General features: G+C 64.0%; 28 protein-coding genes. 20 read left to right on the top strand and 8 right to left on the bottom strand.

Annotation, left to right across the window (positions count from 1 at the left end; all coding sequences use genetic code 11):
* The first annotated feature begins 17 nt into the window (after positions 1–17).
* The 5 genes from BCHO_RS09450 (at position 18) to BCHO_RS00630 (ending at position 4699) form a co-directional block, all read left to right on the top strand.
* Positions 18–896, top strand: a complete 879-nt coding sequence (locus BCHO_RS09450) for an ABC transporter ATP-binding protein (RefSeq protein ID WP_024540277.1) — start codon at positions 18–20, stop codon at positions 894–896.
* A complete protein-coding gene (locus tag BCHO_RS00640) occupies positions 896–1759 on the top strand; it encodes an ABC transporter ATP-binding protein (protein WP_024540276.1) in 864 nt (287 codons plus the stop codon). Before BCHO_RS09450 ends, BCHO_RS00640 begins: the two co-directional genes overlap by 1 nt.
* Positions 1760–2204: 445 nt before the next feature.
* Positions 2205–3221 (top strand): pyridoxal-phosphate dependent enzyme, encoded by a 1017-nt coding sequence (locus BCHO_RS00635; protein ID WP_418214990.1) that lies wholly within the window; start codon positions 2205–2207, stop codon positions 3219–3221.
* An 86-nt stretch (positions 3222–3307) separates the two neighbouring features.
* Positions 3308–3448 carry a hypothetical protein gene (locus BCHO_RS09125; protein WP_155803909.1) on the top strand — a complete coding sequence of 47 codons (141 nt, stop codon included), beginning with the start codon at positions 3308–3310 and terminating at the stop codon, positions 3446–3448.
* A gap of 66 nt (positions 3449–3514) precedes the next feature.
* Positions 3515–4699, top strand: coding sequence for a cystathionine gamma-synthase (locus tag BCHO_RS00630; protein ID WP_024540710.1), 1185 nt, complete (start codon positions 3515–3517; stop codon positions 4697–4699).
* 20 nt (positions 4700–4719) lie between these two features.
* Here BCHO_RS00630 and BCHO_RS00625 read toward each other — a convergent pair whose 3' ends face one another.
* The 3 genes from BCHO_RS00625 to BCHO_RS00615 all read right to left on the bottom strand — a co-directional run bounded on the left by BCHO_RS00625 (position 4720) and on the right by BCHO_RS00615 (position 8341).
* Positions 4720–5256: a hypothetical protein gene (locus tag BCHO_RS00625; RefSeq protein ID WP_024540711.1), complete on the bottom strand. Its 537-nt coding sequence runs from the start codon at positions 5254–5256 to the stop codon at positions 4720–4722.
* 181 nt (positions 5257–5437) lie between these two features.
* Positions 5438–7375 (bottom strand): DNA helicase RecQ, encoded by a 1938-nt coding sequence (recQ, locus tag BCHO_RS00620; RefSeq protein WP_024540712.1) that lies wholly within the window; start codon positions 7373–7375, stop codon positions 5438–5440.
* A 384-nt stretch (positions 7376–7759) separates the two neighbouring features.
* A complete protein-coding gene (locus tag BCHO_RS00615; RefSeq protein ID WP_024540713.1) occupies positions 7760–8341 on the bottom strand; it encodes a GNAT family N-acetyltransferase in 582 nt (193 codons plus the stop codon).
* A gap of 557 nt (positions 8342–8898) precedes the next feature.
* Between BCHO_RS00615 and BCHO_RS09655 the strand changes: the two genes are divergently transcribed.
* The 3 genes from BCHO_RS09655 (at position 8899) to BCHO_RS00605 (ending at position 10589) form a co-directional block, all read left to right on the top strand.
* On the top strand, positions 8899–9021 hold the full coding sequence (locus BCHO_RS09655) for a hypothetical protein (RefSeq protein ID WP_272944775.1): 123 nt from the start codon (positions 8899–8901) through the stop codon (positions 9019–9021).
* A 323-nt stretch (positions 9022–9344) separates the two neighbouring features.
* Positions 9345–9782, top strand: coding sequence for a GNAT family N-acetyltransferase (locus BCHO_RS00610; RefSeq protein ID WP_024540714.1), 438 nt, complete (start codon positions 9345–9347; stop codon positions 9780–9782).
* Between the two features lie 45 nt (positions 9783–9827).
* Positions 9828–10589 carry a DNA alkylation repair protein gene (locus BCHO_RS00605; protein ID WP_024540715.1) on the top strand — a complete coding sequence of 254 codons (762 nt, stop codon included), beginning with the start codon at positions 9828–9830 and terminating at the stop codon, positions 10587–10589.
* Here the strand turns inward: BCHO_RS00605 and BCHO_RS08915 are convergent.
* Positions 10574–11032: a manganese efflux pump MntP gene (locus tag BCHO_RS08915; RefSeq protein WP_157775129.1), complete on the bottom strand. Its 459-nt coding sequence runs from the start codon at positions 11030–11032 to the stop codon at positions 10574–10576. The genes BCHO_RS00605 and BCHO_RS08915 overlap by 16 nt on opposite strands.
* Between BCHO_RS08915 and BCHO_RS09335 the strand changes: the two genes are divergently transcribed.
* The 4 genes from BCHO_RS09335 (at position 10985) to BCHO_RS00585 (ending at position 13154) form a co-directional block, all read left to right on the top strand.
* A complete protein-coding gene (locus BCHO_RS09335; RefSeq protein ID WP_162174550.1) occupies positions 10985–11248 on the top strand; it encodes a hypothetical protein in 264 nt (87 codons plus the stop codon). The genes BCHO_RS08915 and BCHO_RS09335 overlap by 48 nt on opposite strands.
* Positions 11249–11370: 122 nt before the next feature.
* The gene (locus tag BCHO_RS00595) at positions 11371–11754 is read left to right on the top strand and encodes a hypothetical protein (protein WP_024540717.1); all 384 of its coding nucleotides are present in this window, start codon (positions 11371–11373) and stop codon (positions 11752–11754) included.
* A gap of 286 nt (positions 11755–12040) precedes the next feature.
* Positions 12041–12571 (top strand): helix-turn-helix domain-containing protein, encoded by a 531-nt coding sequence (locus tag BCHO_RS08910; RefSeq protein ID WP_081707942.1) that lies wholly within the window; start codon positions 12041–12043, stop codon positions 12569–12571.
* 16 nt (positions 12572–12587) lie between these two features.
* Positions 12588–13154: a PIN domain-containing protein gene (locus BCHO_RS00585; RefSeq protein WP_024540719.1), complete on the top strand. Its 567-nt coding sequence runs from the start codon at positions 12588–12590 to the stop codon at positions 13152–13154.
* A gap of 238 nt (positions 13155–13392) precedes the next feature.
* On the opposite strand, the gene BCHO_RS00580 is transcribed toward BCHO_RS00585, so the two are convergent.
* A complete protein-coding gene (locus tag BCHO_RS00580; protein WP_237742999.1) occupies positions 13393–13806 on the bottom strand; it encodes a hypothetical protein in 414 nt (137 codons plus the stop codon).
* A 439-nt stretch (positions 13807–14245) separates the two neighbouring features.
* Between BCHO_RS00580 and BCHO_RS00575 the strand changes: the two genes are divergently transcribed.
* The 4 genes from BCHO_RS00575 (at position 14246) to BCHO_RS00560 (ending at position 18988) form a co-directional block, all read left to right on the top strand.
* Positions 14246–14662 carry a (deoxy)nucleoside triphosphate pyrophosphohydrolase gene (locus BCHO_RS00575; protein ID WP_029675392.1) on the top strand — a complete coding sequence of 139 codons (417 nt, stop codon included), beginning with the start codon at positions 14246–14248 and terminating at the stop codon, positions 14660–14662.
* Between the two features lie 67 nt (positions 14663–14729).
* Entirely contained in the window at positions 14730–17900 is a 3171-nt protein-coding gene (locus BCHO_RS00570; protein WP_029675393.1) for a DUF3427 domain-containing protein, read from the top strand.
* Positions 17901–17966: 66 nt separating this feature from the next.
* Positions 17967–18479: a Panacea domain-containing protein gene (locus BCHO_RS00565; RefSeq protein ID WP_024540723.1), complete on the top strand. Its 513-nt coding sequence runs from the start codon at positions 17967–17969 to the stop codon at positions 18477–18479.
* A complete protein-coding gene (locus BCHO_RS00560; RefSeq protein WP_232513755.1) occupies positions 18479–18988 on the top strand; it encodes a Fic family protein in 510 nt (169 codons plus the stop codon). Before BCHO_RS00565 ends, BCHO_RS00560 begins: the two co-directional genes overlap by 1 nt.
* 27 nt (positions 18989–19015) lie before the next feature.
* Here the strand turns inward: BCHO_RS00560 and BCHO_RS00555 are convergent, their stop codons facing one another.
* The 3 genes from BCHO_RS00555 to BCHO_RS00545 all read right to left on the bottom strand — a co-directional run bounded on the left by BCHO_RS00555 (position 19016) and on the right by BCHO_RS00545 (position 20816).
* On the bottom strand, positions 19016–19495 hold the full coding sequence (locus tag BCHO_RS00555) for a GNAT family N-acetyltransferase (protein WP_024540725.1): 480 nt from the start codon (positions 19493–19495) through the stop codon (positions 19016–19018).
* Positions 19496–19666: 171 nt separating this feature from the next.
* Positions 19667–19900 carry a hypothetical protein gene (locus BCHO_RS00550; protein WP_152595862.1) on the bottom strand — a complete coding sequence of 78 codons (234 nt, stop codon included), beginning with the start codon at positions 19898–19900 and terminating at the stop codon, positions 19667–19669.
* Between the two features lie 118 nt (positions 19901–20018).
* Positions 20019–20816 carry a DUF1295 domain-containing protein gene (locus BCHO_RS00545; RefSeq protein ID WP_024540727.1) on the bottom strand — a complete coding sequence of 266 codons (798 nt, stop codon included), beginning with the start codon at positions 20814–20816 and terminating at the stop codon, positions 20019–20021.
* Between the two features lie 455 nt (positions 20817–21271).
* On the opposite strand from BCHO_RS00545, the gene BCHO_RS00540 reads away from it, so the two are divergent.
* The 4 genes from BCHO_RS00540 (at position 21272) to BCHO_RS00525 (ending at position 25273) form a co-directional block, all read left to right on the top strand.
* Positions 21272–21766 (top strand): S-ribosylhomocysteine lyase, encoded by a 495-nt coding sequence (locus tag BCHO_RS00540; RefSeq protein ID WP_024540728.1) that lies wholly within the window; start codon positions 21272–21274, stop codon positions 21764–21766.
* Positions 21767–21904: 138 nt separating this feature from the next.
* Entirely contained in the window at positions 21905–22429 is a 525-nt protein-coding gene (locus BCHO_RS00535; RefSeq protein ID WP_024540729.1) for a GNAT family N-acetyltransferase, read from the top strand.
* Between the two features lie 141 nt (positions 22430–22570).
* Positions 22571–23938 carry an alanine racemase gene (alr, locus tag BCHO_RS00530; RefSeq protein ID WP_024540730.1) on the top strand — a complete coding sequence of 456 codons (1368 nt, stop codon included), beginning with the start codon at positions 22571–22573 and terminating at the stop codon, positions 23936–23938.
* A 48-nt stretch (positions 23939–23986) separates the two neighbouring features.
* Complete coding sequence (locus BCHO_RS00525) at positions 23987–25273, top strand: deoxyguanosinetriphosphate triphosphohydrolase (protein WP_024540731.1); 1287 nt, start codon at positions 23987–23989, stop codon at positions 25271–25273.
* Positions 25274–25312: the final 39 nt, after the last annotated feature.

The following is a 25312-nucleotide window of genomic DNA, read 5'->3' as shown; positions in this document are numbered from 1 at the left end:
GAGATTGCGAGGTGACGATGGGCGTCGTCGTCGATGATCTGCGGGTCGCGATCGCATCGCGGCCGATCCTGCACGGCGTGCATCTCGAGGTGCGCGACGGGCAGCGCGTGGGGCTCGTCGGACCTTCCGGTTCGGGCAAGTCGATGATCTCGCGCGCGATCATGGGACTGCTGCCGCCGACGGCCGAGCGCAGCGGCTCGATTGAACTCGGCGGCCGCCAGCTCGTCGGGCTGCCGGACGTCGAGATGGCTGCGCTGCGCGGTGCCGCCGTCGGCATGGTCTTCCAGAATCCGGGAACGTCGCTCAACCCGCTGCTCACCGTCGGCAGGCAGATCGCGCTGCCGCTCGCGCTGCACTACGAGCTGACGGCCGACGAACGCGAAGCGCGCGTGCGCGCGATGATGCGCAAGGTCGGGCTGCCCGCCGATCTGTACGGCAGGCGGCCGCATGAACTGTCCGGCGGCCAGCAGCAGCGCGTCGGCATCGCGACGGCGCTCATCACGTCGCCGCGCCTAATCATCGCCGACGAACCGACGACGGCGCTTGATTCGATGACGCAGCGGCAGATCGTCGACCTGCTCGTCTCGCTCGTCGACGAGGCCGGCGCGGCGCTGCTGTTCATTACGCACGATTTCTCGGTGCTCGCGCGCGCCACGCGCTACTGCTATGTGCTCGACGCCGGGCGCATCGTCGAACAGGGGCGCACGCAGGCGCTGCTCGACGATCCGCATACGCCGCAGGCGCGCACGCTCGTCGGGGCGGCGCGTCGGCTGACATTGCACGTCGGCGATTCGCACGCGCGGGAGACGGCGGTCATGAGGGAAACGACTGTAGCGGAGACGACTACGGAGGAGACGGTCGTGGAGACTTCGACGACGGGAACGGAGGAGTGGTGATGAACGGGACGGATGGGAGGACCACGGCGGCTGCGACGACCGTATCCACCGCGACCTCCGTTGCGGACGCGCCGACGCTGCTCGAAGGCATCGGCATCCATAAGAGCTTCGGCAAGGGCAGGCGGCGGCACGAGGTGCTGCACGGCTGCTCGATCCGGGTGCACGAGGGCGAATGCGTCGCCGTCATCGGGGGTTCGGGTTCGGGAAAATCGACGTTGACGCGGATCCTGCTCGGGCTCGAGGCGCCCGACGTGGGCGACGTGCGCTTCGACGGCGAGCCGATCGCATCGGCCGACGGGAGGCATCGGCTGCGGCGGGCGTCGGGAATCGTCTATCAGGATCCGTTCTCGTCGCTCGACCCCAGATGGACGGCGTTCCAATCGGTGAGCGAACCGCTGCGGCTGCGTGCGCACGACAGGGGCGATGGCGGGAAACACGATGTGAAACATTCCGATGATGGGTTCGTCGCACGTGTATGCGAAGCGCTGCGCCTCGTGGCGCTCGATCCGCAGGAGTTCCTCGACCGCTATCCGATCGACATGTCCGGCGGGCAGGCGCAGCGCGTCGCGATCGCGCGCGCGATCGTCACCGGGCCGCGGCTGCTGCTCGCCGACGAGGCGATGAGCGCAATCGACGTCGCCGCGCGCCTGCAGATCCTCGACGCCTTCGCCGCGGTGCGCGCACGCGACCCGCGCATGGGGATGCTGCTCGTCTCGCACGACCTCGGCGTCGTGCAGTCGATCGCCGACACGATCGTCGTGCTCCACGACGGCGTCGTCGTCGAACAGGGGTGCGTTGCCGCCGTGCTCGGCGACCCGCAGGTCCCGTACACGCGCGAGCTCGTCGCCGCGGCGACGCTGTGAGCGGCCGGCTCATGGGCGACGGCGTTCAATATATGGACGCCGTATTTTTTGATTGTCGGTGTGGCGTTATATTCTTGCAACCATGATCAATCGCTCATGTTGTTGTTGTCGCTGACCGACGCCTCCGGCGCGCGGATATCGACGCATAACTTGAGACAGCAGAATCATTCATCGGGGTCATTCATCAGTACGAATCGACGCCAATATCTGATACTTCATCTGCGAAATCCAATGATTCCAAGCCTTTTCGGTCGTAGTCATCACGACTTCGACGAGAGGGAAACAGCGGAATCCATCGGTGTCTCCTAACGAAAAACTGTGCGTAATACGGTTCCAATGCGAGCATGTGGCGTCTCGAAAACCGCTGACCGAACATGAACAATCGCGTCGGCGAAGCAAACAAACAGACCACAGACCAGAACAATCGAACGCCGAAGGAACCATCATGCTGCAGGACACCATCGCCGAGAACATCGGCAACACGCCGATCGTCAAGCTCCACCACGTCACCGAGGGCGTGCGCGCCACAATCGCCGTCAAGGTCGAATACTTCAATCCGGGCGGCTCGTCGAAGGACCGCATCGCCGAACGCATCATCGACGCCGCCGAACGCGACGGCAGGCTCAAGCCGGGCGGCGTCATCGTCGAGCCGACCTCCGGCAACACCGGCGTCGGCCTCGCGCTCGTCGCCCAGCAGCGCGGCTACCGCGCGATCTTCGTGCTGCCGGACAAGGTCAGCGAGACGAAGCGCGCCGTGCTGCGCGCCTACGGCGCCGAGGTCGTCGTGACGCCGACCGACGTCGCGCCGGACGATCCGCGCTCCTACTACCGCGTCTCCGATCGCCTCGCGCAGCAGATCCCGGGCGCGTTCAAGCCGAACCAGTACTTCAATCCGGCCGGACCGCGCAGCCACTACGAGACGACCGGCCCGGAGATCTGGAAGCAGACCGACCATCAAGTCACGCATTTCGTCGCCGGCATCGGCACCGGCGGCACGATCTCCGGCACCGGCAACTACCTCAAGGACGTCTCCGACGGCGCCGTCACCGTCATCGGCGCCGACCCGGAAGGCTCGATCTACTCGAATCCGGACAACATCCACGGCTACAACATCGAAGGCGTCGGCGAGGACTTCATGCCCGGCGCCTACGACCAGCACATCGCCGACGAGATCGTGCAGATCACCGACTCCGAGGCGTTCCTGATGACGCGCCGCCTCGCCGCCGAGGAGGGGCTGCTTGTCGGCGGCTCGAGCGGCATGGCCGTCGCCGCCGCCGTCAAATACGCAAAGGAGCATGACCTCGACGAGACGCAGACCGTCGTCGTGCTGCTGCCCGATTCCGGCCGCGGCTACCTCGAGAAGATCTTCAACGATGACTGGATGATCGACCACGGCTACGCGGACGTCGTCGCCGCGACGGCGCGCCCGTCGATCGTCGACGAGGCGCTGCTGCAGATCTGAACGCGGCACATCACGACGGATACGACGGATACGACGGATACGACGGATACGACGGATACGACGGATACGACAGAGGAGACGGACCTATGAAGCACGACACGGTACACACGGCGCGCACGACGACGAGGACGGCCGGCGGCACGACCTTCATCATCCACCACGCGCCGCTGCGCGGGCACGGCAGCGGCAGCGTCACGAGCTACATCGCGAGGCCGCGCCGCGCTTGAACGCGCGCATGAATCGCCGAATCATCAATCATCAATCGCAGAGCATCCAAAGGAACAACAGCACCCATGAGCAACTTCGACGTCAACGAAACCACGACTTACGGCACCGCGACGCGCGGCATCCACGCCGGACAGGAGCCTGACCCGATCACCGGCGCCGTCTCCACGCCGATCTACATGACCTCGACATTCAAGCAGGACGGCGTCGGCGGACTGCGCCACGGCTACGACTACAGCCGCTCCGTCAACCCGACGCGCGACTCGTTCACCGAACAGCTCGCCGCCGTCGAAGGCGCAAGGCACGCGGTCGCGTTCTCCTCCGGACTCGCCGCGATCGACGTGCTGCTGCGTTCGACGCTCAAGCCGGGCGACGCGATCCTCATCGGCAACGACGTCTACGGCGGCACCTACCGACTGCTCGCGAAGGTCTTCGTGCCGTGGGGCGTCGAACTCGACGTCGTCGACATCACCGACCCGGCCGCCGTCAACACGGCGCTCGCGCGCAAGTCGTACCGCTACATCTGGGTGGAGACGCCGTCGAACCCGCTGCTGAACATCACCGACATCGCATTGACGGCGTCGCTCGCGCACGAGCACGGCACGCGCGTCGTCGTCGACAACACCTTCGCGTCGCCGATCCTGCAGCATCCGCTCACCGACGGCGCCGACGCCGTCGTCTACTCGACGACGAAGTACATCGGCGGGCATTCGGACGTCGTCGGCGGCGCCGTCGTCACGAACGACGACGAGCTCGCGCAGCGGGTCATGTTCCTGCAGAACGCGGCCGGCGCCGTGCCGTCGCCCTTCGATTCGTGGCTCGACATCCGCGGGCTCAAGACTCTCGACCTGCGCGTGCGCAAGCACAGCGAGAACGCGATGACGATCGCGCATTGGCTCGAAGGGCACGCCGGCGTGGAGCGCGTCTGGTATCCGGGGCTCGAATCACATCCGGGCCACGAGGTCGCCGAACGGCAGATGCACGGCGGCTTCGGCGGCATGATCTCGGTCGAGATCACCGGCGGCAAGGAGGCGGCGGAGCGTTTCGCCGCCTCGACGCGGCTGTTCACGCTCGCCGAATCGCTCGGCGGCGTCGAATCGCTCATCGAGGTGCCGGCCGCGATGACGCACATGTCCGTTTCGGGCACGGCGCTCGAGGTGCCGGCGAACCTCGTGCGCCTGTCCGTCGGTATCGAGGACGTCGACGACCTCATCGGCGACCTCGAAGGCGCCTTCGAAGCGCTGGGGAAGTAGCGGGCGGGTTTTCCGGTTCCTCATGTGGCCATCGCGGCACCCGTGGCGCAATCCGCCTCGGTCTGCTGCGAAACGGCGTACGGGACGACGCCGTCCGACATCGGCGGCGTCGTCCCGGTGAGCGCCCAACTGAGCGCGAGGGACGATGCGAGGACGGCGGCGACGACGCCGATTGCGATCTTCGCGTCGGATCCGTGCCGTTCGGGTTGCTTCGGCATCGAAAAATACGGGAACGAGCCGTACCGGTCGTAGGGACGGTCGTAGGGGCCGTACGGACCACGCTGCGGTCTGGGGCCTCGGTCGTGCGGCGACTGTCCGGGGCGGTATCCGTATCCGGAACCGGAGCCGGCCGTCGGATATGGGAACGGCGACTGCGTCGTGCCGAGATTCGGCTGGGCGTCTCCGGCGCCGTTCGCGCCCGTGCCGCCCTGACCGGGACAGCCGTACGGATCGGCCGGTCTGCCGTATTGGCCGAAGGACGGCCCTTGCGAATACGGATGTGGATGATCGGAGTCGCCGAACGGTGGTCCGTATGACGGGTCGTCGCCGTAGCCCATGATGTTCTCCTTCTCTGTTTCCTCGGTTCCAGGGCGGCCTTGTCCCGACCATTCCATCGCACCGGCGCTGGACGTTCCCCAGACGCCCCACTGTAGCAGCGACCATGGCGCCCGCGGCCATCGTGTCCGCATCGCAACAAGCGGCGGTGAGACGGGCGCGGACCGGGGAGACAGGGAAGCGTCACTCCTCGAAGTCGGCGATCGCCTGCATGAAGCGCTCGCCGTACTTGCTGAGCTTCGACGCGCCGACGCCGCTGACCTCGAGGAACTCGTCGTCGGTGTGCGGACGGCGCGTCGCCATGTCGCGAAGGGACCGGTCCGAGAACACGATGTACGGCGGCTTGCCGATCTCGCGCGCGATGTCGAGACGCAGCCCGCGCAGGCGTTCGAACAATGCCTCGTCGGTGCCGCCGTGCCCGCCGCCGAAGGTCGTCGGCTCGAGCGCCGGATTCGACTGCCGCGCCGGACGCACCGGCTTCGGTCGCGTGATGCTCTTCATCTCGTAGTGGAACGCCGGGTCGATCGTCTCGGCCGCGCGGGCGCCGAACATGACGATCGGCAGCCGCCCCTCGGTGATCGTCAGGAACCCGTCCGACACCATCTGGTTGAGCACATCGCGCACCGTCGACTGCGACACGTCGGCGAGCCTGCCGAAGGTCGGCACATGGTCGAGGCCGCGGTCGAGCACGTCCTTCGCCTGCGAGCCGCGCAGCACGGCGACGATCTTGCCGCTGCCGTACGACTGTCCCAGATCGTGCACGCACATGCTGATCGTGCGCGCGATGCGCGAGACGTCGGTCGTCGAGAACGTGCTGTCGCAGTTCACGCACCCGCCGACGCAGTGCGCGCCGGCCGGCATCTCGCCGTCCTCGCCGAAGTAGCGCGTCATATAGCGGTGCAGGCATTCGGTCGTGCGGCAGTAGCCGACCATCGCGTCGAGCAGATGGCGTTTCCAGCGGCGCACCTGCTCCTGCTCGTCCTCGGTGAGGCGCTCGTTGGCGCCGCCGTTGTCGAGCAGCCGGCGCCGCGTGACGATGTCCGACTCGTTCCACAGCAGCGTGCAGCGGCTCGGCTCGCCGTCGCGGCCGGCGCGTCCCGCCTCCTGGTAGTAGGCCTCGATGCTCTCCGGCATGTTGTGGTGGATGACGTAGCGCACGTTCGACTTGTCGATGCCCATGCCGAACGCGTTCGTCGCGACGACGAGCGGCACCGCGTCGGTTACGAAGTCGCGCTGCGCGCGCTCGCGCTGCGCCGGCGGCAGGCCTGCGTGATAGGCGACGGCGATAGGGGAGGACGACGGCGAGGCGGCGCCGGACACGGCGCGCAGCTGCGGGACGAGCGCGTTGATCGTGTCGGCGAGCTCCTCGGTCTGCTTGCGCGTCGCGCAGTAGATGATGCCGGATTCGTCGGCGTGTTCGGCCACGTAGCGCGCGATCCAGTTCGCCTTGTCGCGCGTGCCGAGCTTGAGGATGTCGAAGTACAGGTTCGTGCGGTCGAAGCCGGTGACGACGACCTGGGGGTCGCGCAGGCCGAGCATCTGGATGATGTCGCGGCGCACGCGTTCGGTGGCCGTCGCCGTGAACGCGGCGAGCGTCGGACGGTCGGGCAGCGCGTCGATGAAGTCGCCGATGCCGAGGTACGACGAACGGAAGTCCTGGCCCCATTGGGACACGCAGTGCGCCTCGTCGACGGCGACGAGCGCGATGTCCGCATGGGTCGCGAAGTTCACGAAGCGCTGCGTCTCCAGTCGTTCCGGCGCCACGTACAGCAGGCGGACGCGGCCGGCGTTCGCGGCGGCGAACACGTCCTCCTGCTCGTCGATCGACTGCGAGCCGTTGATGAAGGCCGCCGGGATGCCGATCTCGTTCGCGCCGTCCACCTGGTCCTTCATCAATGAGATCAGCGGGGAGATGACGATCGTCAGGCCATGCAGCAAGAGCGAGGGGATCTGGTAGCACAGCGACTTGCCGGAGCCGGTCGGCATGACGCCGAGCACATCGCGGCCGCCCAGGATGGCGCGGATGAGCGCGCCCTGTCCGGGACGGAAATCCTCATAGCCAAAGTATTGGCGCAATGTCGCGAGCGACTGCGCGTCGAGCTCCTCCTGCGAAATCGTCATAGCGCACCAGTGTAACCGCCGGGCGTGGTTTGGCATAGATGCCGCGCGTGTGTGCGGGCGCGGGGCTGGAGCGTCGCGACCGGCGTATGCGTGCGCAGACCGGTACGCTGCTGGGCTGGTATGTGGCCCGGATGGCGTATGCGTGCGCAGGCCGTGACGCTGCGGGGCTGGTGCGTGACCCGGATGGCGTACCTGTGCGCAGGCCGGGACGCTGTGGGGCTGGTATGCGACTTGGATTGCGTATGCGTGCGCGTTTGGAGACTCGGTGCGCTGCCTGGATGCGATCCGGAAGGTAGCCGCTATGTAATTTGATAGGTGGACCTTATGCAATTTGGATGTTAGGGATGGGTAAGCCTTACTGGCGCATGGCTTTTCCGATTTTCGTCAGCTCGACTGGAGCTCCTGCCAGCGGGCAAGCGTCATCCGGTTCTCATGGGCGGTGCGCGTCTCGTGCAGCAGCGGCACCGGCACGTCCGGTGTGACGCGTACAGGTTCGAAGCCGATCTTCTGCTGGGCGCGCGCCGATTTCGTGTTGCCGTCGTAGTACGCGCACCAGATCGCGGTCAGATTCAGGTCCTCGAAGCCGTGCCGCAGCAGTTCACGGGCCGCTTCGGGAACATAGCCGTTGCCCCAGAACGGTTCGCCGATCCAGAAACCGAGTTCGGTCTGTGTCATGTCGTCCTCGGGGAAGAGGTCGGAGTCGCCGGCGAACTTGAGCGCGATCGCGCCGATCGCCGTGTCCTGATCCTCGGCGAGCGTGATCGCGTAATCCTCGGGGCCGTTGAGCACGGTGCGGATCACGTCAAGGCTTTCCTCGACGCTGCGGTGCGCCGGCCATCCGGCGATCGGCCCGATGTTCGGGTTCTTCGCGTATTCATACAGCGCCTCCGCGTCCGATTCGCGCCATGGCCTGAGCGCCAATCGTTCCGTCGTCAGTGTCTCCGTCGTGTTCGCCATGTTCGTCATGGCCCCAAGCATAGCGGGTCCGCCATGGCGAACACCCTTTGAGACATTTCAGGATGGTTCCGCGGGTCCGTAAACGGCCGTTTTACGGGTGAGATCACCTGCAAAAAGTCCCCCAAATGGCCGTTTATGAGTAAGGTCACCCGTAGAGTGCCGTTGTTAGTGGACTGGGTGGCATTCTCCGGGTGAGGTCACCTGCAAAGTGCCGTTACCGGTGGGTCGGGCGGCATTCTGTGGGTGTCGCCACCCGTAAAGGGCCATTGGTGGTTGACTGGGCGGCACTCTGTGGGTGAGGTCACCTGCAAAGGGTCCAGGACGGATTCCCGAATGGCGGCTTCCCAGGCCGAGGTGCGAGCCGAATCTCATCAACCGACGTCCCCCTTCCGAGCCAGTCATTCCTCGTATCATCCTCGGGGCTCATCCTCAAGGCTGAGGGAACGCCGCCCAGCCTTGAGGATTCATCCCGAAGCCCGATGGGAAGCCCCGCGCGCAGACCGTATCTTGCAATCATCAGGCAACAAGAACGGCGCCGCAAGCGCCACGAACGAAAGGACAGAGCGATGAGCTTCCTCAGCATGATCTTCGGTTTCGACCACACGACCACCGGCGTCCCGACGACGTCGATGAACTCGGCGGCCACCGTCTCCGCGATGAGCGAGATCGCGGAGCGTCAGGCGAAGTGACGGCCCGCACAACCCGCGTACGCCGCGTACGCCGCAGACGACAACCGCACACCGATTCCCGACAACGAGAAGGGCGCCGACGATGAAGTCGGCGCCCTTCTCGTGTATCTTTCCCAACGATCCATTTCCGCCGGTTGCGCTCTCACGACCCGGTTTCGAAGAACCTCCGATACGATTCCCGTCGGTCTCGCCGTCCATGACCCGCCCGCATGCCGCATGACCGTCCGCATGACGCACCCGATTCCGCTATCTTGGGATGCGAAGCAATATCCGAGTGCATGGCCCAAGGCGCAACACGGCGTCCATCGACGAAACGGAGCGGGATGCATCTGACGATCCAGCAAGACACATTGACCCCCGAACTGTTCCTGACGCTGTACCGATCGGTCGGCTGGGACGCGCCCGGCATCGACCAGATGCATGTCGCGCTCGCCAATTCGACCGCCACCGTCACCGCTTACGCCGCCGAATCCGAAGCCGACCCTGAGCCGGTGAGCATGGTCCGTCTGATCGGCGACGGCGGTATGTCCTTCTACGTCAAGGATTTCGCCGTCGTCCCGGCCATGCAGTCCCAAGGCGTCGGCGCCGCGCTGATCGACGCGCTCGAACGCCATGTGCGCAGCCTGATCGAACCCGGCTGGGCCGTGAGCCTCGAACTCATCTCCTCGCAGGGCGCCGTCGCATTCTACGAGCGCCACGGCTTCGAGCGGCGTCCCAACGACTGGGACGGCCCCGGCATGTTCACGATGATCCGTGCATAGCCGACCGCCGACCGCCGCCCGCCCACGTTCAGCAAGGAGCCGCCCATGCCTTCGCCCATCCTCCCCGCAACGCCTCCCAACGGCGCGGCGTCGGTCCGCGCATGCTTGGAATCCCTCGCCGACCCCGACTACAAGACCTTCAACGCGAAGCTCGTCCCGACCGTCGACCCCGCCACGATGATCGGTATCCGCGTGCCGCGGCTGCGCGCGCTCGCGAAGCAGCTGCGTCGCGGCGACGCGCACGTCGTCGAGGAGTTCCTCGCCGACCTTCCGCACCGCTATTTCGAGGAGAACATGCTGCACGCGATCCTGATCGGCGACATGTACCCGTCACTCGCGCAGACGATCGCCGCGCTATCACGTTTCCTGCCGTACGCCGACAACTGGGCCGTCACCGACACGATCCGCGTTCCGATCCGCATCGACGCCGACGCGCGCGCATGGCTCGACCAACTCGCACGTTGGATGCGCGCCGACCACATCTACACAATCCGCTACGCCGTCGTGGCGTTGATGACCGATTTCCTCGACGAACGTTTCGACCCCGCGCAACTGCGGCTCGTCGAGCAGATTCACTCCGATGATTACTACGTGAACATGGCGCGCGCATGGTACTTCGCGACCGCGCTCGCCAAGCAGTGGGGGAGCGCGCTGCCGCTGATCGAGCAGCGGCGTCTGGATCCGTGGACCCACAATAAGACGATCCAGAAGGCCTGCGAATCCTACCGCGTATCCGCTGGACACAAGACGATGCTGCGCTCGCTGCGCATCCCGCAACGGCCGCCGCGCACTCAGAGCACCTTGTAGTACTGCAGCAGCTCGAACAGACCGAGCAGGATCAGGATCGCGCCGCCCTTCGACCCGATCTTGTGCCCGATCCTGTGCCCCGCGAACATCGCCGGAACGGTGATCGCCAACGACACGAGCGCCGCCGACAGCGCCGCCCACCAGATGACGAGCCTGTGCCCGAGCGCGAGCGATACGTCGACGGCGAGCGCGTCGAGGCTCATCGTCAGCGCCAACACGCTCATCGAACGCACGTCCATCTTCGCGAGCAGATCCTGCTGCTTGGCGTCGTCGCCGTCGTTGGAGAAGGCCTCGCGCACCATGTTGGCGCCGATGAGCATGAGCAGTCCGTCGGCGATCCACTCGGTGACGCGCTCGACCCTTTCGAGAACAGGCTTGCGCCGCAGAATCCGATGATGAGCATGACACCCTGGAACACGGCGAAATATGCGCCGGTGATCCACGGATCGCGCCGCCGCATGTCCTTGACCTGCGCGCCCTTGACGGTGCCGACCGCGAGTTCGTCCAGCGAGACGCTGACGCCGATGAGCAGATACTTCAGGAATTCCACGATGCTCCTCCAAGCCGGTGCCGCCCGTCATTTGCCGATTGCTACAGCCAGCCTAACCATTTCGCCGTCCTCCGCCGCGCGCTGCGCTCGCCGCGTATCCGCCGACTGATTCCGCGGACCAAGATGGGTGGGGCGCGGCCATGGCGTCCGCTGCTACGGTGTGACGGACGGAACCGTTGCCGTTCCTCCGACCGATGCCGACCGATACGACCGATATGACGAGGAGCGACGATGACCCAGCCGACTGCCGATGCCGATATGACGATGCCGACCGTAAGCGACGCCGCGCGCGATGACGCCGCGCACGACGACCGAACCTGCGACTGCGGCCGCCGCGCCGACGCCGGCCGCGCATGCCCGGTCAAGCCGTGGATTCAGCGTCACCGCACCGTGCTGCTCGTGTGCCTCGGCGTGTTCGGCCTGGTACTGCTGCTTATGCTCGGCAACCGCAAGACCGTGCTGAACGTGGCGAACCAGCCGTCGCAGGCCGGCGGCAACAACGCGAAGGTGGTCGTGATCGACAACCACGGCTTCTCGATGTTCCAGTGGATCTTCGTCGGCAACGGCTCGGGCAACAGCGGCAACTCGGGCTGCGCACATCCGGGTCGAGCGTAAGCGTTTTCTGCCGTATCTGCGCTGAGGCGGAGCATTTTCTCCGATATGGCCAAGTATCGCCTGCATAAACCGCATGATTCTGATGCGATCTGAGGCCGATATCCGGCGTCCCCCGAGAAAATGCTCCGCTTCAGCGCAGATATGGCAGAAGGAAGTGTCAGCTGATGCGTTGTTAGTGGTATGACCACGCCGATGTTTTCGAATATTGCGAATATTCTGTTAGACTGATGATGCAAGAAGTTCAAGTAGATGCATTTGTTGCAGCGCCGCGGGAAGGAGTTCGATGATGGCCAAACGCAGTATGTCGCAAGGTGGTGTGGCTTACATGCCTCCAACCGAGCCCGAGGCGCGGCGCAGAACGCGCGATGTTGGTGAGGCGCTTTCGCAATCGCGTTCACTGGGCGATTCCACAAATCGTGATTTTGAAGATATCGCCGCACAGCGTGATTTTCCCCTCCCGCTGCTCAAGATTCCCGGCGAGGAGGACCGTCCTCTGACGCCCGAACTCGCACGAATTCTGTTGCGTGTCGCTGAGTTGCTGTCGGGTGGAAAGGCCGTCTATATGGTCGAGTACGACACTCAACTCACGACTCAGGAGGCTGCCGATTTGTTGGGCGTCTCTCGGCCCACGCTGGTGAAGCTGCTTGAGGATGGCCATATTCCCTTCACCAAGGTCGGGCGTCATCGTCGTGTCATGCTGGATGATCTGCAGAAGTATGCCGCTCAGAGGCATCAAGAGCATATCGCTATGTTTGATGAGCTGGCCGCCGATGAGGATCCATCGCTTACCCTTGACAATCCGTTGATCCGACATTGAGAGGAGACAGCGAAGCATGGGATTCCCTGTCTTTTTCGACACCTGCACCTTATATGGCGAAATGGTGAATGACGTGATTCTACGGTTGGCAGAAGAACTGTTGTTCGTGCCATATTGGTCCAGTGGTGTATTGGAAGAGCTGGAGAGGAATCTCGCACCGCGTATCGGGGAAGGGCGGGCCAAGAAGCGCATAGATGCTATGTGTTCCGCCTTTCCCGACGCGACTGTGACCGGTTATGACGCTTTGATTGAAGATATGACCTGTGACGATAAGGACCGGCATGTATTGGCTGCAGCTGCCTATTCGCCGGCGGAAACGTTGGTGACCTTCAATCTCAAGGATTTCCCGTCGCAGTCGGTTCAAGATGTCGGTGTTGAGCTGAGGCATCCTGATGACTTCTTGCAGGATGTGCTCGATCTGGATCCTGGAAGGGTCAGCAGGGCATGTTATGCGGCACTGCTGAGCAACCGTTTATATCCGCAAACTCCTGTAGATTATGCGGATATGCTCAGCAGGAGCGCGCTACCGAATTTCGCAAATAGTTTATTGCCTTTGTTGGAAACACTGCACGAGTCTTGCTGATCTCGTGCGGTACGGAAGCCGTTGTGCCTTTGCTTCCGTTAACCTGAACGCCAACAGGTCCAATGTTCAGAATGAGCGTCGATTCTGAACATTGACGGCATCTGTGTTCAGAATGAGGCGTCACGATGAACATAGAGGCCGACTGTGCTCATCCATGCGAGCGCAGATTTCATTTTTGTTCATCGATGCGCCGGCCGATGCATTCAATGTGGCGTGGCAACGATGCCGAACGAAGACCTCACGTTTCTGATTCGCCGACCAGTTCCGCGATGCGCTCCGACAACACCTTCGGCGCCATGAGCGTATACAGGTCCCGTGAGGATTTGCCGATGACCGCCGGCGCGAACATCGACGTCAGCGCGTCGGCGTCGCACCGTTCGGTCAAGGCGCGGTACAACGACGATTTGCGCGGGAACCGCGAGACCGTGTCGTCACCATCCTCGAGCGCCCATGCGACCTCCGTATGTTCGTCGTCGTCCAGTTCATCCTTGCCCGGATAGAGCTTGCTTTCCATGAGTTCGAAGAGCATGTCGAGCAGCGTGACATGCTCGGTGCGTGCGCCCTCGTCGATCGTGCGTGCGACGAGCCGCGGATCGATCCGCTCAGGCGACGAGATCCGTTCGCGCCGCATCCGGTGTCCATGCGATTCCATGCCGGCATCGTAAACCGTGATCCTGTCATCCGTATTCGCGGATGCGTGACGCCGCCATGCATCCATGCCATGCATTACGCATTACTTATCCTTGTGCGCATATGCCGTGTTCCGATGTCGCCCGCTTGGCGCGCGCATATATCGCTTTTCCATCTGAACTCCTGATATATGCGACGACGTTCCTTGCGCGCGCCGACCGGCATCGACGAGGTCGTGCGATTGTGTCCGACGACGTGCATTCATGCGCGTATACGACTGATCGATTGTGCCATGTTGTTCGATTTCCTCCGATGCGCAGGGGAGTGCCGGCGCACTCCGACACATAGCTCGATCGTTCGCTCGAAAAGCCGAGTTATGCGACTGCGGACTCTTCAAAGGCACGACACCAAGGATCCGCGTTGTATCCTGGATCCAACCATTGTTCGTGAAAAGGGGATATATGACGGCTGATGAACCCAATGAGCCGAAACTGATCCGCGTGGTTGGCGCGGCGATCGTCAAGGACGGCAAAGTGCTGTGCGCGCAAAGAGGCGCCGGGAAATCGCTCGCCGGATACTGGGAGTTTCCCGGAGGCAAGATCGAAGCCGAAGAGACGCCGCGGCAGGCGCTCAGGCGCGAGATCGAAGAGGAGCTGCTGTGTGAGATCGACGTCGATAAGGAGATCTGCACAAGCGATTACCTCTACGATTTCGGTCGAGTGGAGCTGACGACGTTCCTGTGCCATCTGATCGAAGACACGCCGGTGCTGACCGAACATGAACGCATCGAATGGATGAATCCGGCCGGCATGCCGCAGCTCGATTGGGCGCCGGTCGATCACGACGCCGTGGAGCGTATCGCGAAAATGACGTTGTGACCGCATGGGCGGCGAACGTATTCATCATTGATCATCACAGATTGGGAGGGGAAACATGCAAAGCGGCATGGAAGAAGCGATTGCTCAGGGAACGCAGACGGCTCACGATGGTCGAAGCGACATCAACACAAGCATCATCGACGGTGTACTGAGCGGCCTGATACGACAGAATGACTCTGCTGATGAACGCTTCGTGCCCAGACTCATCTCGAACCAGTCGGGAAGTACGATGGGCAGCGCAATCCGCGAGGAAATCCGGGAAAGCGAAACCTTTGACATCTCGGTGGCATTTATCAACGAAAACGCATTGAAATCGATGTATCAGGCTTTCGTCGAACATGCGGACAACGGCGGGAAACGCAACCGCATTATCACGTCGACGAAAGAGTACTTCAACAAGCCTGGTGCCTTCAAGGAACTGATGAAACTCCAGCAGTACGCCAATGTGGAGGTGCTCATCTGGGAACGTCCGGGCAGCACGACAACGGACGACATAACCACACAGGACCAGCCGTTCCATCCGAAAGGCTACCTATTTGCACGGCATATGGAAGACGGTCGCACCTACTACAACCTGTACGTCGGCAGCTCGAACCTGACATCCTCTGCGTTGCAGACCCAACGCGAGTGGAACCTGCGTGTTTCATCGACCGGCGAGGCGCAGCTCATCGAACAGGTCAAGGAAGAACTGGACGATCAGGTGCGCCAGTCCGTCCCGCTCACCGATGAATGGCTTGCGCAATACGAGAAGGACTACAATCGGCATACGCCGCCGCGCGAGCAGATCCTCCAGCAGCTGCGCGACGAACAAATCGAGCCGAACGCGATGCAGCGCGAGGCGCTCGCGAACATCCAGCAGCTGCGCGACGATGGCGAGCAGCGAGCCATCGTCATCTCGGCGACAGGCACCGGCAAGACCTATCTTTCCGCATTCGACGTCCGGGCGTTCCACCCGAAGCGCATGCTATACGTCGCCAATCGCGACACAATTCTCAAAGCGGCGCGCGCATCCTACCAGCGCGTGCTCGGGTGCGACGAGAGCGAGCTGGGATTGCTCACCGGCAGCAGCAAGCAGCATGACACGAAATACGTGTTCGCCTCCGTGGATACGCTGCGTCTCCACATGATGGAATGGTATGAGCCTGACGATTTCGATTACGTGCTCATCGATGAGGCGCATCATTCCGGCGCGAACAACTACCGTTCGGTCATTGACTACTTCTCCGGTGCAGATTTCATGCTCGGCATGACGGCGACACCGGAACGTACCGACAATTTCGACATCTTCTCGCTGTTCGACCACAACATCGCCTATGAGATCCGTCTACAGAAGGCGCTCGACGAGAACATGCTGTGTCCGTTCCACTACTATGGCGTACATGAATTCCTCGGATCGGACGGCACCTACGTCGACTCGACTGAGGGGATCTCGACGCGAGACAAGCAGCACATGCAGTATTCACTCGAAGAGCTTACCGACTCGGATCGTGTGCGCTACATCATCCGCAAGCTCGAGCAGTACGGCTCATACGACGAGCGGGTGACCGGCTTGGTGTTCTGCTCCAAGATTGAAGAAGCGGAACGACTGTCCACGATGTTCAACAAGGAAATCAATCAGCAGGCCGAACGGACCTACCAGACGGTTGCAATCAGCGGCAACACGCCGCCCAAGCAAGTGGAGAAGGCAGTCAAACAGCTTGAGGGCGGAGACCTCGACTACATCTTCACCGTCGACAAATTCAACGAAGGTGTCGACATCCCCGCGATCAACCAGATCGTGATGCTGCGCAACACCCAATCCAGCATCGTGTTCACGCAGCAGCTGGGACGAGGCCTGCGCAAGTTCCCCCATAAGACATGCGTCACCGTCATCGATTTCATCGGCAACTACCAGAACAACTACCTCATCCCGGTCGCGCTGTACGGCAACGCGGGCGACAGAGACAAAGCGCGTAAGAACATGCAGCGGGAGGCAATCGGCCTGTCATCAATCAGCTTCGATGAAATCTCACGCAAACGTGTGCTCAAATCGTTGGACACGGCGTCGTGGTCCGATATGAAGATGCTGCGTGACAAGTATGCGGTGATTCGCAACGAACTTGGACGCGTGCCGATGCTGACGGACATCTATCTGCATGATCCATCATTGGTGATGACGATGGCGCAGAAGGGCAACAGCTATTACGAATTCGCGCGTGGATCGGAAACGGCGCTGTCGCGCAAGGAGAGCGAAGGAGGATTCATCGATACGTTTGCGCCGGTCGACACGCAGGGCGAGCAGTGGCTCAAAATGGCCACGGAAGTGCTGTTGGTCGCAATCCGTCCGCAGGAGCTGGTCATCCTCGACGAATTACTCGAGCCGGCGCCATCCCTCAGCCCGGCATCGGATCGATTGATCCCTGCGGAGCGTCTGAAGGAAGCGGTCGCACGGCGGTTCCCGACGTCGTACCATACCGATGCGCAGTTCGAATCGGCGCTTCGTGTGCTTGATTGGTCGTTCTTCGATTCGACGGCGAAGAAATCATATGGCGAGCGTGCGCTCATCAGGCGCGTCGGCGGCGAAATCGGTCTGACGTCTGAATTCGCGGCAATGCTTGCCGGCAACGACACGTTCGCGCGGTTCTTCGCGGACAATGTACGCACCGGGCTGCAACGATTCGCCGACCTTCTCGAGGAATCGGCGAAGACCGGACGTTCGCTGCAGGACGACCGCGGATTCGTTTATGAGCATCGGTACAAGATGTTCGAAGTGGAACGGCTGCTCGGCTGGCCTAAGCAGATCAACGGCAGCAGCGTCGGCGGCTACCTACTGCCCAAAGATGACGACAGCAGCGTCGGCGGCTATCGGATTCCGAAGTACGGCGACAGCATGCCGATATTCGTCAAGTATGCGAACAGCCAGTATGAGGATCGCTTTCTCAACCCGCAGGAGATGCACTGGTTCAGCAAGGACAAGCACAGCCTCAAGTCCAGTGAGATCACATGGATGATGCACGGACACGGCGAGGAAAACTGGACTTCGACGCACTTCATTCCGCTGTTCGTCATGCGCAAGGCGGATGCTGAGAAGCTCAAGCTGTACTACTACGTCGGGCATGTCGGATCGTATTCGAATCTGCATGAGACGACGCGCGACAAGAAAGGCGAGAAGGTCAGACTCGTGGAGATGGATCTGCGGCTGACCAAGCCGCTGAGCGCCGAGCTCTACCGGCATCTGACCGGCGACTACGAAGAATGAGTCGGCATGTATTGTTGAAGCTGCGTGAACATGGACGACGGACGAAGTCAGAAGGAATCGGACGATATGAACGCACTGCAGGTCGCACGGCGGATCGTCGCGGCATACGGGAGCGAACGGTTCCTGACGAATCTCAAACTCAATCTGCTCGTCTACTGGTGTCAGGTCGAAGCGCTGCGCACGACCGGCGCGCCGCTGTTCGCGGATGCGGTCGCCGTCGGGGAGCGCGGTCCCGTCGAGACGGACGTGTGGGACGAATATGCATCGTTCGGCTCGAGGATGATACGGCAGCGCGACGAATGGCAGGAGCCGACGCTCGGCGAATCGGCGGAACGGATCGTCGCGCATGTCGTCGATACGCTCGGCGCGCTGACCGCGATCGATCTGCTGGAGATGTCGGGCGCCGACGACGGTGCATGGCGACGCGCGAAGGACAGGGGATCGGCGACGGTCGACGTCGACGACACCCTCACGTCGGCGGACATGCGGCGCACGGTGCCGGCGCGCACGCTCGCCGGCTGTGTCGACAAGGTGACGCGGGAATACCCGAACGCGCTGCGGCTGTTGGAGAACTCGTGATGAACAGAGAGCAGGACATGCGCGGTACGACGGACGACGCTGCGCCGATCGAACTCGACGGCGATGTGATGCAGATGGACGCGATCGCCGAATCGATCTTCGAAGTGTATCTGGACACGATCCGCGGCACCGGACTCGACATCACGCCGACCGCGCCCGCCACCGTGGACGAGAAGATCCTCGGACGCGTGCAGTCGGTGCTCGGCGCGACCTTCCTGAGCTTCTTCGGCGTCACGCCGCGGCAACGCTACGCGGACGTGTTCGCACAGGTCGCCGACTTCGCGACGCGCTTCGCGAAGGACCACATCTTCCCCGACGGCAACAAGCGCACGGCGGTGAAGATGGCGCTCGCAATACTCGCGATGCGCGGCTGGGACGTGCGGGCCGTGGACGCCGAGGACGCCGAAGGCAACGAGCTGTATCAGTGGGTGCAGGACATCGTCACCGGACGCGGCGGCGCGGACGAGCTCGCCGGCTTCCTGCGCGATCACGCGGTGCGGGTGGGGTAGGCAATCGCAAGCTGAGCGGGCGCGCCGTTACAGCAGCTGCTCCATGCCGTACTTGTAGACGCGCATGCCGAGCGACTCGTAGAACCTGACAGCGGCGGGATTCGCGGCCCAGGCGTTGAGCGTCACGTTGTGGTAGCCGTGCGCGCGGGCGTAGTCGAGGATGTGACGGTACAGCGCGGTGCCCACATGTTTGCCGCGGGCGGCCTCGTCGACGCAGATGTCGTCGATGTACAGCGTGGCGATCGGCTGCAGGTTGTTGCTGCCGGCATGGTCCTCGCGCACGCAGAAGGCGTAGCCGAGCACGTCGCCGTGCTCGGCTACGGCGACGAAGATCGGACGGTCGTCATCGCCGATGATCCGTGCAAGCTCGTCGGACGTGTACTTGGTGCGGCCCTCGATGAACAGGTCGGGGCGGCCGTGCGCGTGCACGTCGTTGACCTGACGCAGCAGGTCCATGATGGCGGCGGAATCGGAAAGCCGGGCGCGGCGGATGGTGAGATTCGACATGTTCCCTATAGTACGCGCGTAGTACGCGCGGAAAGGGACGCCGGAGCTGGCGTCCATCGGTCGAATCGACGTGCGTTACCGGTCGCGTGTCCGCTGCGTCCGCTTCGCCTGCTGGACGCGTTCCTGCAACGCCTGTCGGATCAGACGGATCCGGGCTTCCGGCATGAGTCCTTACTCTCTCAAGTGGCGGGTGACGTCCTCGGGCCGGTCGTCCAGCGCATCCGGATCATAGCGGCCCCAATGGCGTATCGGATGCAGCTGCCTGCGCGCTGTGGGAGATTTGGTCGTGACGAAGAACGGCCTGGCCCTGTAGTCCGCATTGCTGATGCGCAGTTCGCGCCGGCCCACAGCGAGGCTCCCGTATCGAACAGGATCGAACGCCAAGGTCTCGTGGGTGCGGGTCATGATGATGCTACACCGCGTGATCGCTCGGATTCTCGTCTGCATACCCGAGCACAGCAGTAGAACAGCGCCTCCCGGAGAATATCGGGAGAGGCGGCTCTACTGCGCGATGCGTCGGATTTCAGCCGATGAGCCACTTGGCGTTGCTCAGGCTGCGCAACGGGATGAAGGGGATGAGGATCGGGGTGTGCTCAGCGTAGCGCCGATAGTGGGGGTCATCGGCGTATTCCTTGTTCTGACGAAGCTCGAGTCTGCGGGCGCCGCCGAACATGATCCAGCAGATGCACAGATAGCCGCCAATCGCGGCGATCCACTGCCAGACGCCGTTGAGGATGGTGACGCCGGAGATGAATACGCCGGTCCATGTGATGATTTCGCCCAGATAGTTCGGGCAGCGCACGAGACGGAACAGACCGACGTCGCACAAGTCGTGCGGATGCTGCTGCTTGAAACGGTTCTTCGTCAGGTCCGCTGTCGATTCGAGGATGATGCCGGCCGCCATGATCGCGGCGCCCGTGATGGCGACGGCGTCGGTGCCCGCATGGTTCTGCAGGCGGAACACGATTGGCGAGGCTTCGCACGCATACAGCAGCGCGCACCCGACCCAGGTCAGGAGCTTGAGCGGCAGCTTGACCTGCGAGCCGTTGTCGATCGCCTGCTGCATCACTTGTCGGTAGGAGGAGCTGCGGTACTCGCGGATGAGCAGATATCCGCCGAGCCGTAGTCCGTAGACGATGAGCAGCGCAGCCATGACGGCCGTGACCGTCGTTAGTCCGCCGCGGAGCCCGAAGTAGATGAGCAGCGTCGCGCCGATGCCAGCGATTGAGAAGCCGTAGCCGATTGAGATGAACCATATGTAGCGGTGAAAGCCCACTGCGCTGATCGCCAGCGCCACGATAAACACGATTAAGAATGCCATAGGCCAAGCGTATCGGACTGCGGATGGTCGCATCGGTCGCACGACGAATAGCGCTGTGGGCGCATATCCGGGCGTGTCGGCGCGTTGCGCTGATACGACGATTAGTATTCCGGCTGAGGGGGCGGCACATACAGTTTGCGAACAGGATGGTGGTGGAATGCGCCGGTGGTGATCGCCGGGACGCTCCATGGGAGGGTACGGGCGGCGGCGAAGAACTGGTGATGTACCGGCGCGCCGGCGCGCCTGCGCGCTGATACACTCGCGGCGATACACTGTGGGTTGGCATGCGCCCGGACGGCTTCGGCATGATGTCCGCCCGGCGTCCCGGACGCCATCACAAGGTGGCAAGTACCATCCGCACGGCGTCCCGCATCGTGCCGTCCAGGCGACATGGATCCGCCGGGGCGCGACGGTCAAACGGCATGACGAACAACGACGAAACGAAAGAGGAGACCATGGCACAGGAGCAGCAGGACAAGCCGGTCGTCGAAAGCTTCCAGCTCGACCACACGAAGGTCAAGGCGCCGTACGTGCGTTACATCGACACGCAGACCGGACCGAACGGCGACGTCATCTCGAACTACGACCTGCGTCTCGTCCAGCCGAACGAGAACGCGATCCCGACCGGCGGCCTGCACACGATCGAGCACACGATCGCCGTGCTGCTGCGCGAACGCATCCCCGGCTACATCGACTGCTCGCCGTTCGGCTGCCGCACCGGCTTCCATCTGCTCACCTGGGGCGAGCATTCGACCGAGGACGTCGCGAAGGCGCTCAAGGAGTCGCTCGAGTTCATCGCGAACGAGGCGACGTGGGACGACGTGCCGGCCACGACGATCGAAAGTTGCGGCAACTACCGCGACCACAGCCTGTTCACGGCGAAGGAGTGGGCGAGGGACATCCTCGCGAAGGGCATCAGCTCCGACCCCTTCGAGCGCAGGATCGTCTGAACCGCAGCATCATCTGCATCAATCGTCGGAATCAACCGTCGTCACATCGTCCGTCCGCAGGCGGTCGTCCGTGCCGCCGCGCGCCGTGGCGGCACGGACGGACACGGCATCGACAACAAGGAAGAGGCACAAGAGGCAATGGCCAGCGCATCGACACGGCGGTTCCGCCACGCGACGATGAAGGACTATCCGCAGATCGAACGCAACTACGCCCGCGCGCGCGAACTGATGGCGCGCAACGGCAACCCGACGCAGTGGGGCCACACGTTCCCGCGGCCCGAGGTGGTCAGGGACGACATCGCCAACCACCGCACGATGCTGCTCGTCGACACGGTCGGCGGCCATGAGCGCATCCTCGCGCAGTTCGCCGTCTGCCCGGGCATCGACCCGACCTACGTGAAGATCAACGGCGCGTGGCTCGACAACTCCTCCTATGTGACGATCCACCGGATCGCATCGAGCGGCCTCGTGCGCCACGCGGCGCGCGACTGCATCGAATGGTGCCTCAAGCACTACGGCAACGTGCGCGTCGACACGCATCCGAACAACAAGGCGATGCAGCATGTGCTCGAGACCTGCGGCTTCGCGCGCTGCGGCCTGATCCAGCTGCTCGACCGCGACGAGGACACGACGCGCATCGCCTACCAGCGGCACGAGTGGTGAGCGTGCGGCGCATCCCGCCGCACATCCAACACGCTTATTCCGCACGCCACCATATCCGCCCGTCGCGTGTGCCGGCGGGGCCGCGCACACGATGAACCGCCGTCCCCGCCGACGTCACAGCGGTGCGCGACAATACCGGGTATGACCGCACAAGCACTTGCCGAACCGCATTTCTCCTCGCCCCAGGGCGAAGCCAACTACTGGGCCGCACGCCGCCACTACCCGGCGCAGGCGATCGTGGACCTCGCCGCCATCCGCGACAACATGCGCCACCTCGTCGACGTCGTGAACCGCGAAGGGGGTGCAACGGCGGTGATGGGAGTCGTCAAGGCCGACGCCTACGGCCACGGCCTGATCCCGACGGCGCTCGCCGCGCTCGCCGGCGGCGCCACCTGGCTCGGCACCGCGCAGGCGCGCGAGGCGCTGCTGCTGCGCCGCGCCGGCATCGGCCCCGACCGCGCGCGCATCCTCACCTGGGTGAACAACCCGCTCGAGGCGCCGTACCGCGAACTCATCGACGCGGACATCGACCTGTCGGTGGCCACGACGACGGCGCTCGAGCACATCGCCGCCGCCGCGCGCGAGGCCGGACGCCCCGCCCATGTGCACATCAAGGTCGACACCGGCTTCGGCCGCAACGGCTTCACCTTCGAGAACCTGCACGAGGCGACCGGCTCGCTCGTCGCATTGCGCGACGAAGGCGTCCTCGACATTGTCGGCCAGTGGAGCCACCTCGCCGTCGCCGACGCCCCGAGCAACGCCGACTTCGTCGAACAGACCGAAGCGCAGATCGCGCGCTTCGAGGAGTTCACGGCACGCCTCGCCGACGCCGGCATCGAACCGCGGATCCGCCATCTGGCGAACACGGCGGCCACGTTGAGCCGACCGCAGATCCACTACGACCTCGTGCGCCCCGGCGTCGGCCTGTACGGCTACGAAGCCGACCCGGACATGGGCAGCCCGGAACGCTACGGGCTCAAACCGGCGATGACGCTGCAGGCGCAGCTGAGCTCGGTCAAGGACGTCGACGCGCACAGCGGCCTGTCCTACGGCCGCATCTACCTGACCGAGGACCGCACGAGCGTCGCGATCGTACCGGTCGGCTACGCCGACGGCATCCACCGCTCCGCCTCCGGCGCCGACACGCTCGGCGCGCTCGGCGAGCGCGGCCGCACGATGCCCGGCGGCCCGGTGCGCGTCATGACGAAGGACGGCCCCCGCCTCATGCGCGTCAGCGGCCGCGTCTGCATGGACCAGTTCATCATCGACCTGCACGGCATGGCCGACGACCTCGGCGTCTCGATCGGCGACACCGTCGCACTGTTCGGCCCCGGCCGCGGCGAGCGGTACTGCGAGCCGACCGCCGACGACTGGGCGCGCGCCGCCGACACGATCAGCTACGAGATCTTCACGTGCCTGCGCAACCGCATCCCGCGGCTGTACGAACACGCGACCGACGTGCTCGACGCCGACGACCTGAGTAGACTCGACCCCGCGAGCATCCTGTAACGCGCGGGCCGCCGCGCCGCGCGCCGCACACGAGGGGGTGGATTGCCGATGGACGAGACGACGACAGCCGGCGAACCGACGCCGGACGGCTACACGGCGCACGACGCCGAACGATGGGTAGCCGAGTCGCCGAAATCGGGACGCCGCACGCCGTTCGAACGCGACCGCGCGCGACTCATCCACTCGTCGGCGCTGCGCAGGCTCGGCGCGAAAAGCCAGATCCTCGTCGCCGGCACCGACGACTTCGCGCGCACGCGCCTGACGCACACGCTCGAGGTCGCGCAGATTGGCCGGCAGATCGCGCGGATGCTCGGCTGCGACCCCGACGTCGTCGACTGCGCATGCCTCGCGCACGACCTCGGACACCCGCCGTTCGGACACAACGGCGAGCACGCGCTCGCCGCGCTCGCGAAGGACATCGGCGGATTCGAAGGCAACGCGCAGACCTTCCGCCTGCTCACCAGGCTCGAACCGAAGATATTCCGCGACGCGGGGCGCCCGGCGGGCGTCAACCTCACGCGCGCATGCCTCGACGCGTCCGTCAAATACCCGTGGGACTATGCGCGCGCCGACGCGCATCCGAAAGGCGAGCGCGGACGCAAGTTCGGCGTCTACCCGGACGATGTCGACGTCTTCCGATGGCTCAAGGAGGGCGCGCCGCCGGAGACGGTGCCGCTCGAGGGGCAGGTCATGGACCTCGCCGACGACATCGCGTACAGCGTGCACGACTTCGAGGACGCCGTCGCGACCGGCGCCGCCGACCTGGGCGAACTGAAGCGCCCGGCGACGCTCGACGCGATTGTGCGAGAGATCATCGCATGGTACGGGCCGCAGTGGGACCCCGACATGCTCGTGCGCGCCTTCGGCAGGCTGCGCGCGGTCGGCGCGTTCCCGGAGGCCTTCGACGGCTCGCGGCGCGCGCTCGCGCAGCTCAAGAACGTCACGAGCATGCTCATCGGCAGGTTCGCGCTGAGCGTCGAGGAGACGATGCGCGCGATCCACGGACCCGGCGCATTGACGCGGTACATGGGCGCGCTCGCCGTGCCCGAAGCGACGCGCTACGAGATCCTCGTGCTCAAGGGCATCGCCGTGCACTATCTGATGGAGCCGCGCGACCATTCGCCGATGCAGGAGGACGAGCAGCGGATCGTGACCGACCTCGTCGCCGTGATCATGGACGATTCCTCGACGCCGCCCTTCGCGTTGGAGCGCGTGTTCTGGGAGGACTGGATGGAGGCGGGCGATGACGGCGCGCGGCTGCGCGTCGCGATCGACCAGGTCGCGAGCCTGACCGACGCGTCGGCGATGACGATGCACACGCTGCTGTGCTCGTGAGACATGCGTTCGTGAGACATGCGTTCGTGAAGCATCGGT

Origin of the sequence: Bifidobacterium choerinum (genome assembly GCF_000741135.1) — a bacterium.
In the GTDB taxonomy this organism is placed as follows: Bacteria; Actinomycetota; Actinomycetes; order Actinomycetales; family Bifidobacteriaceae; genus Bifidobacterium; species Bifidobacterium choerinum.
Note: the sequence above shows the minus strand (reverse complement) of the source record. Positions and strands in the feature narration are given on the sequence as shown.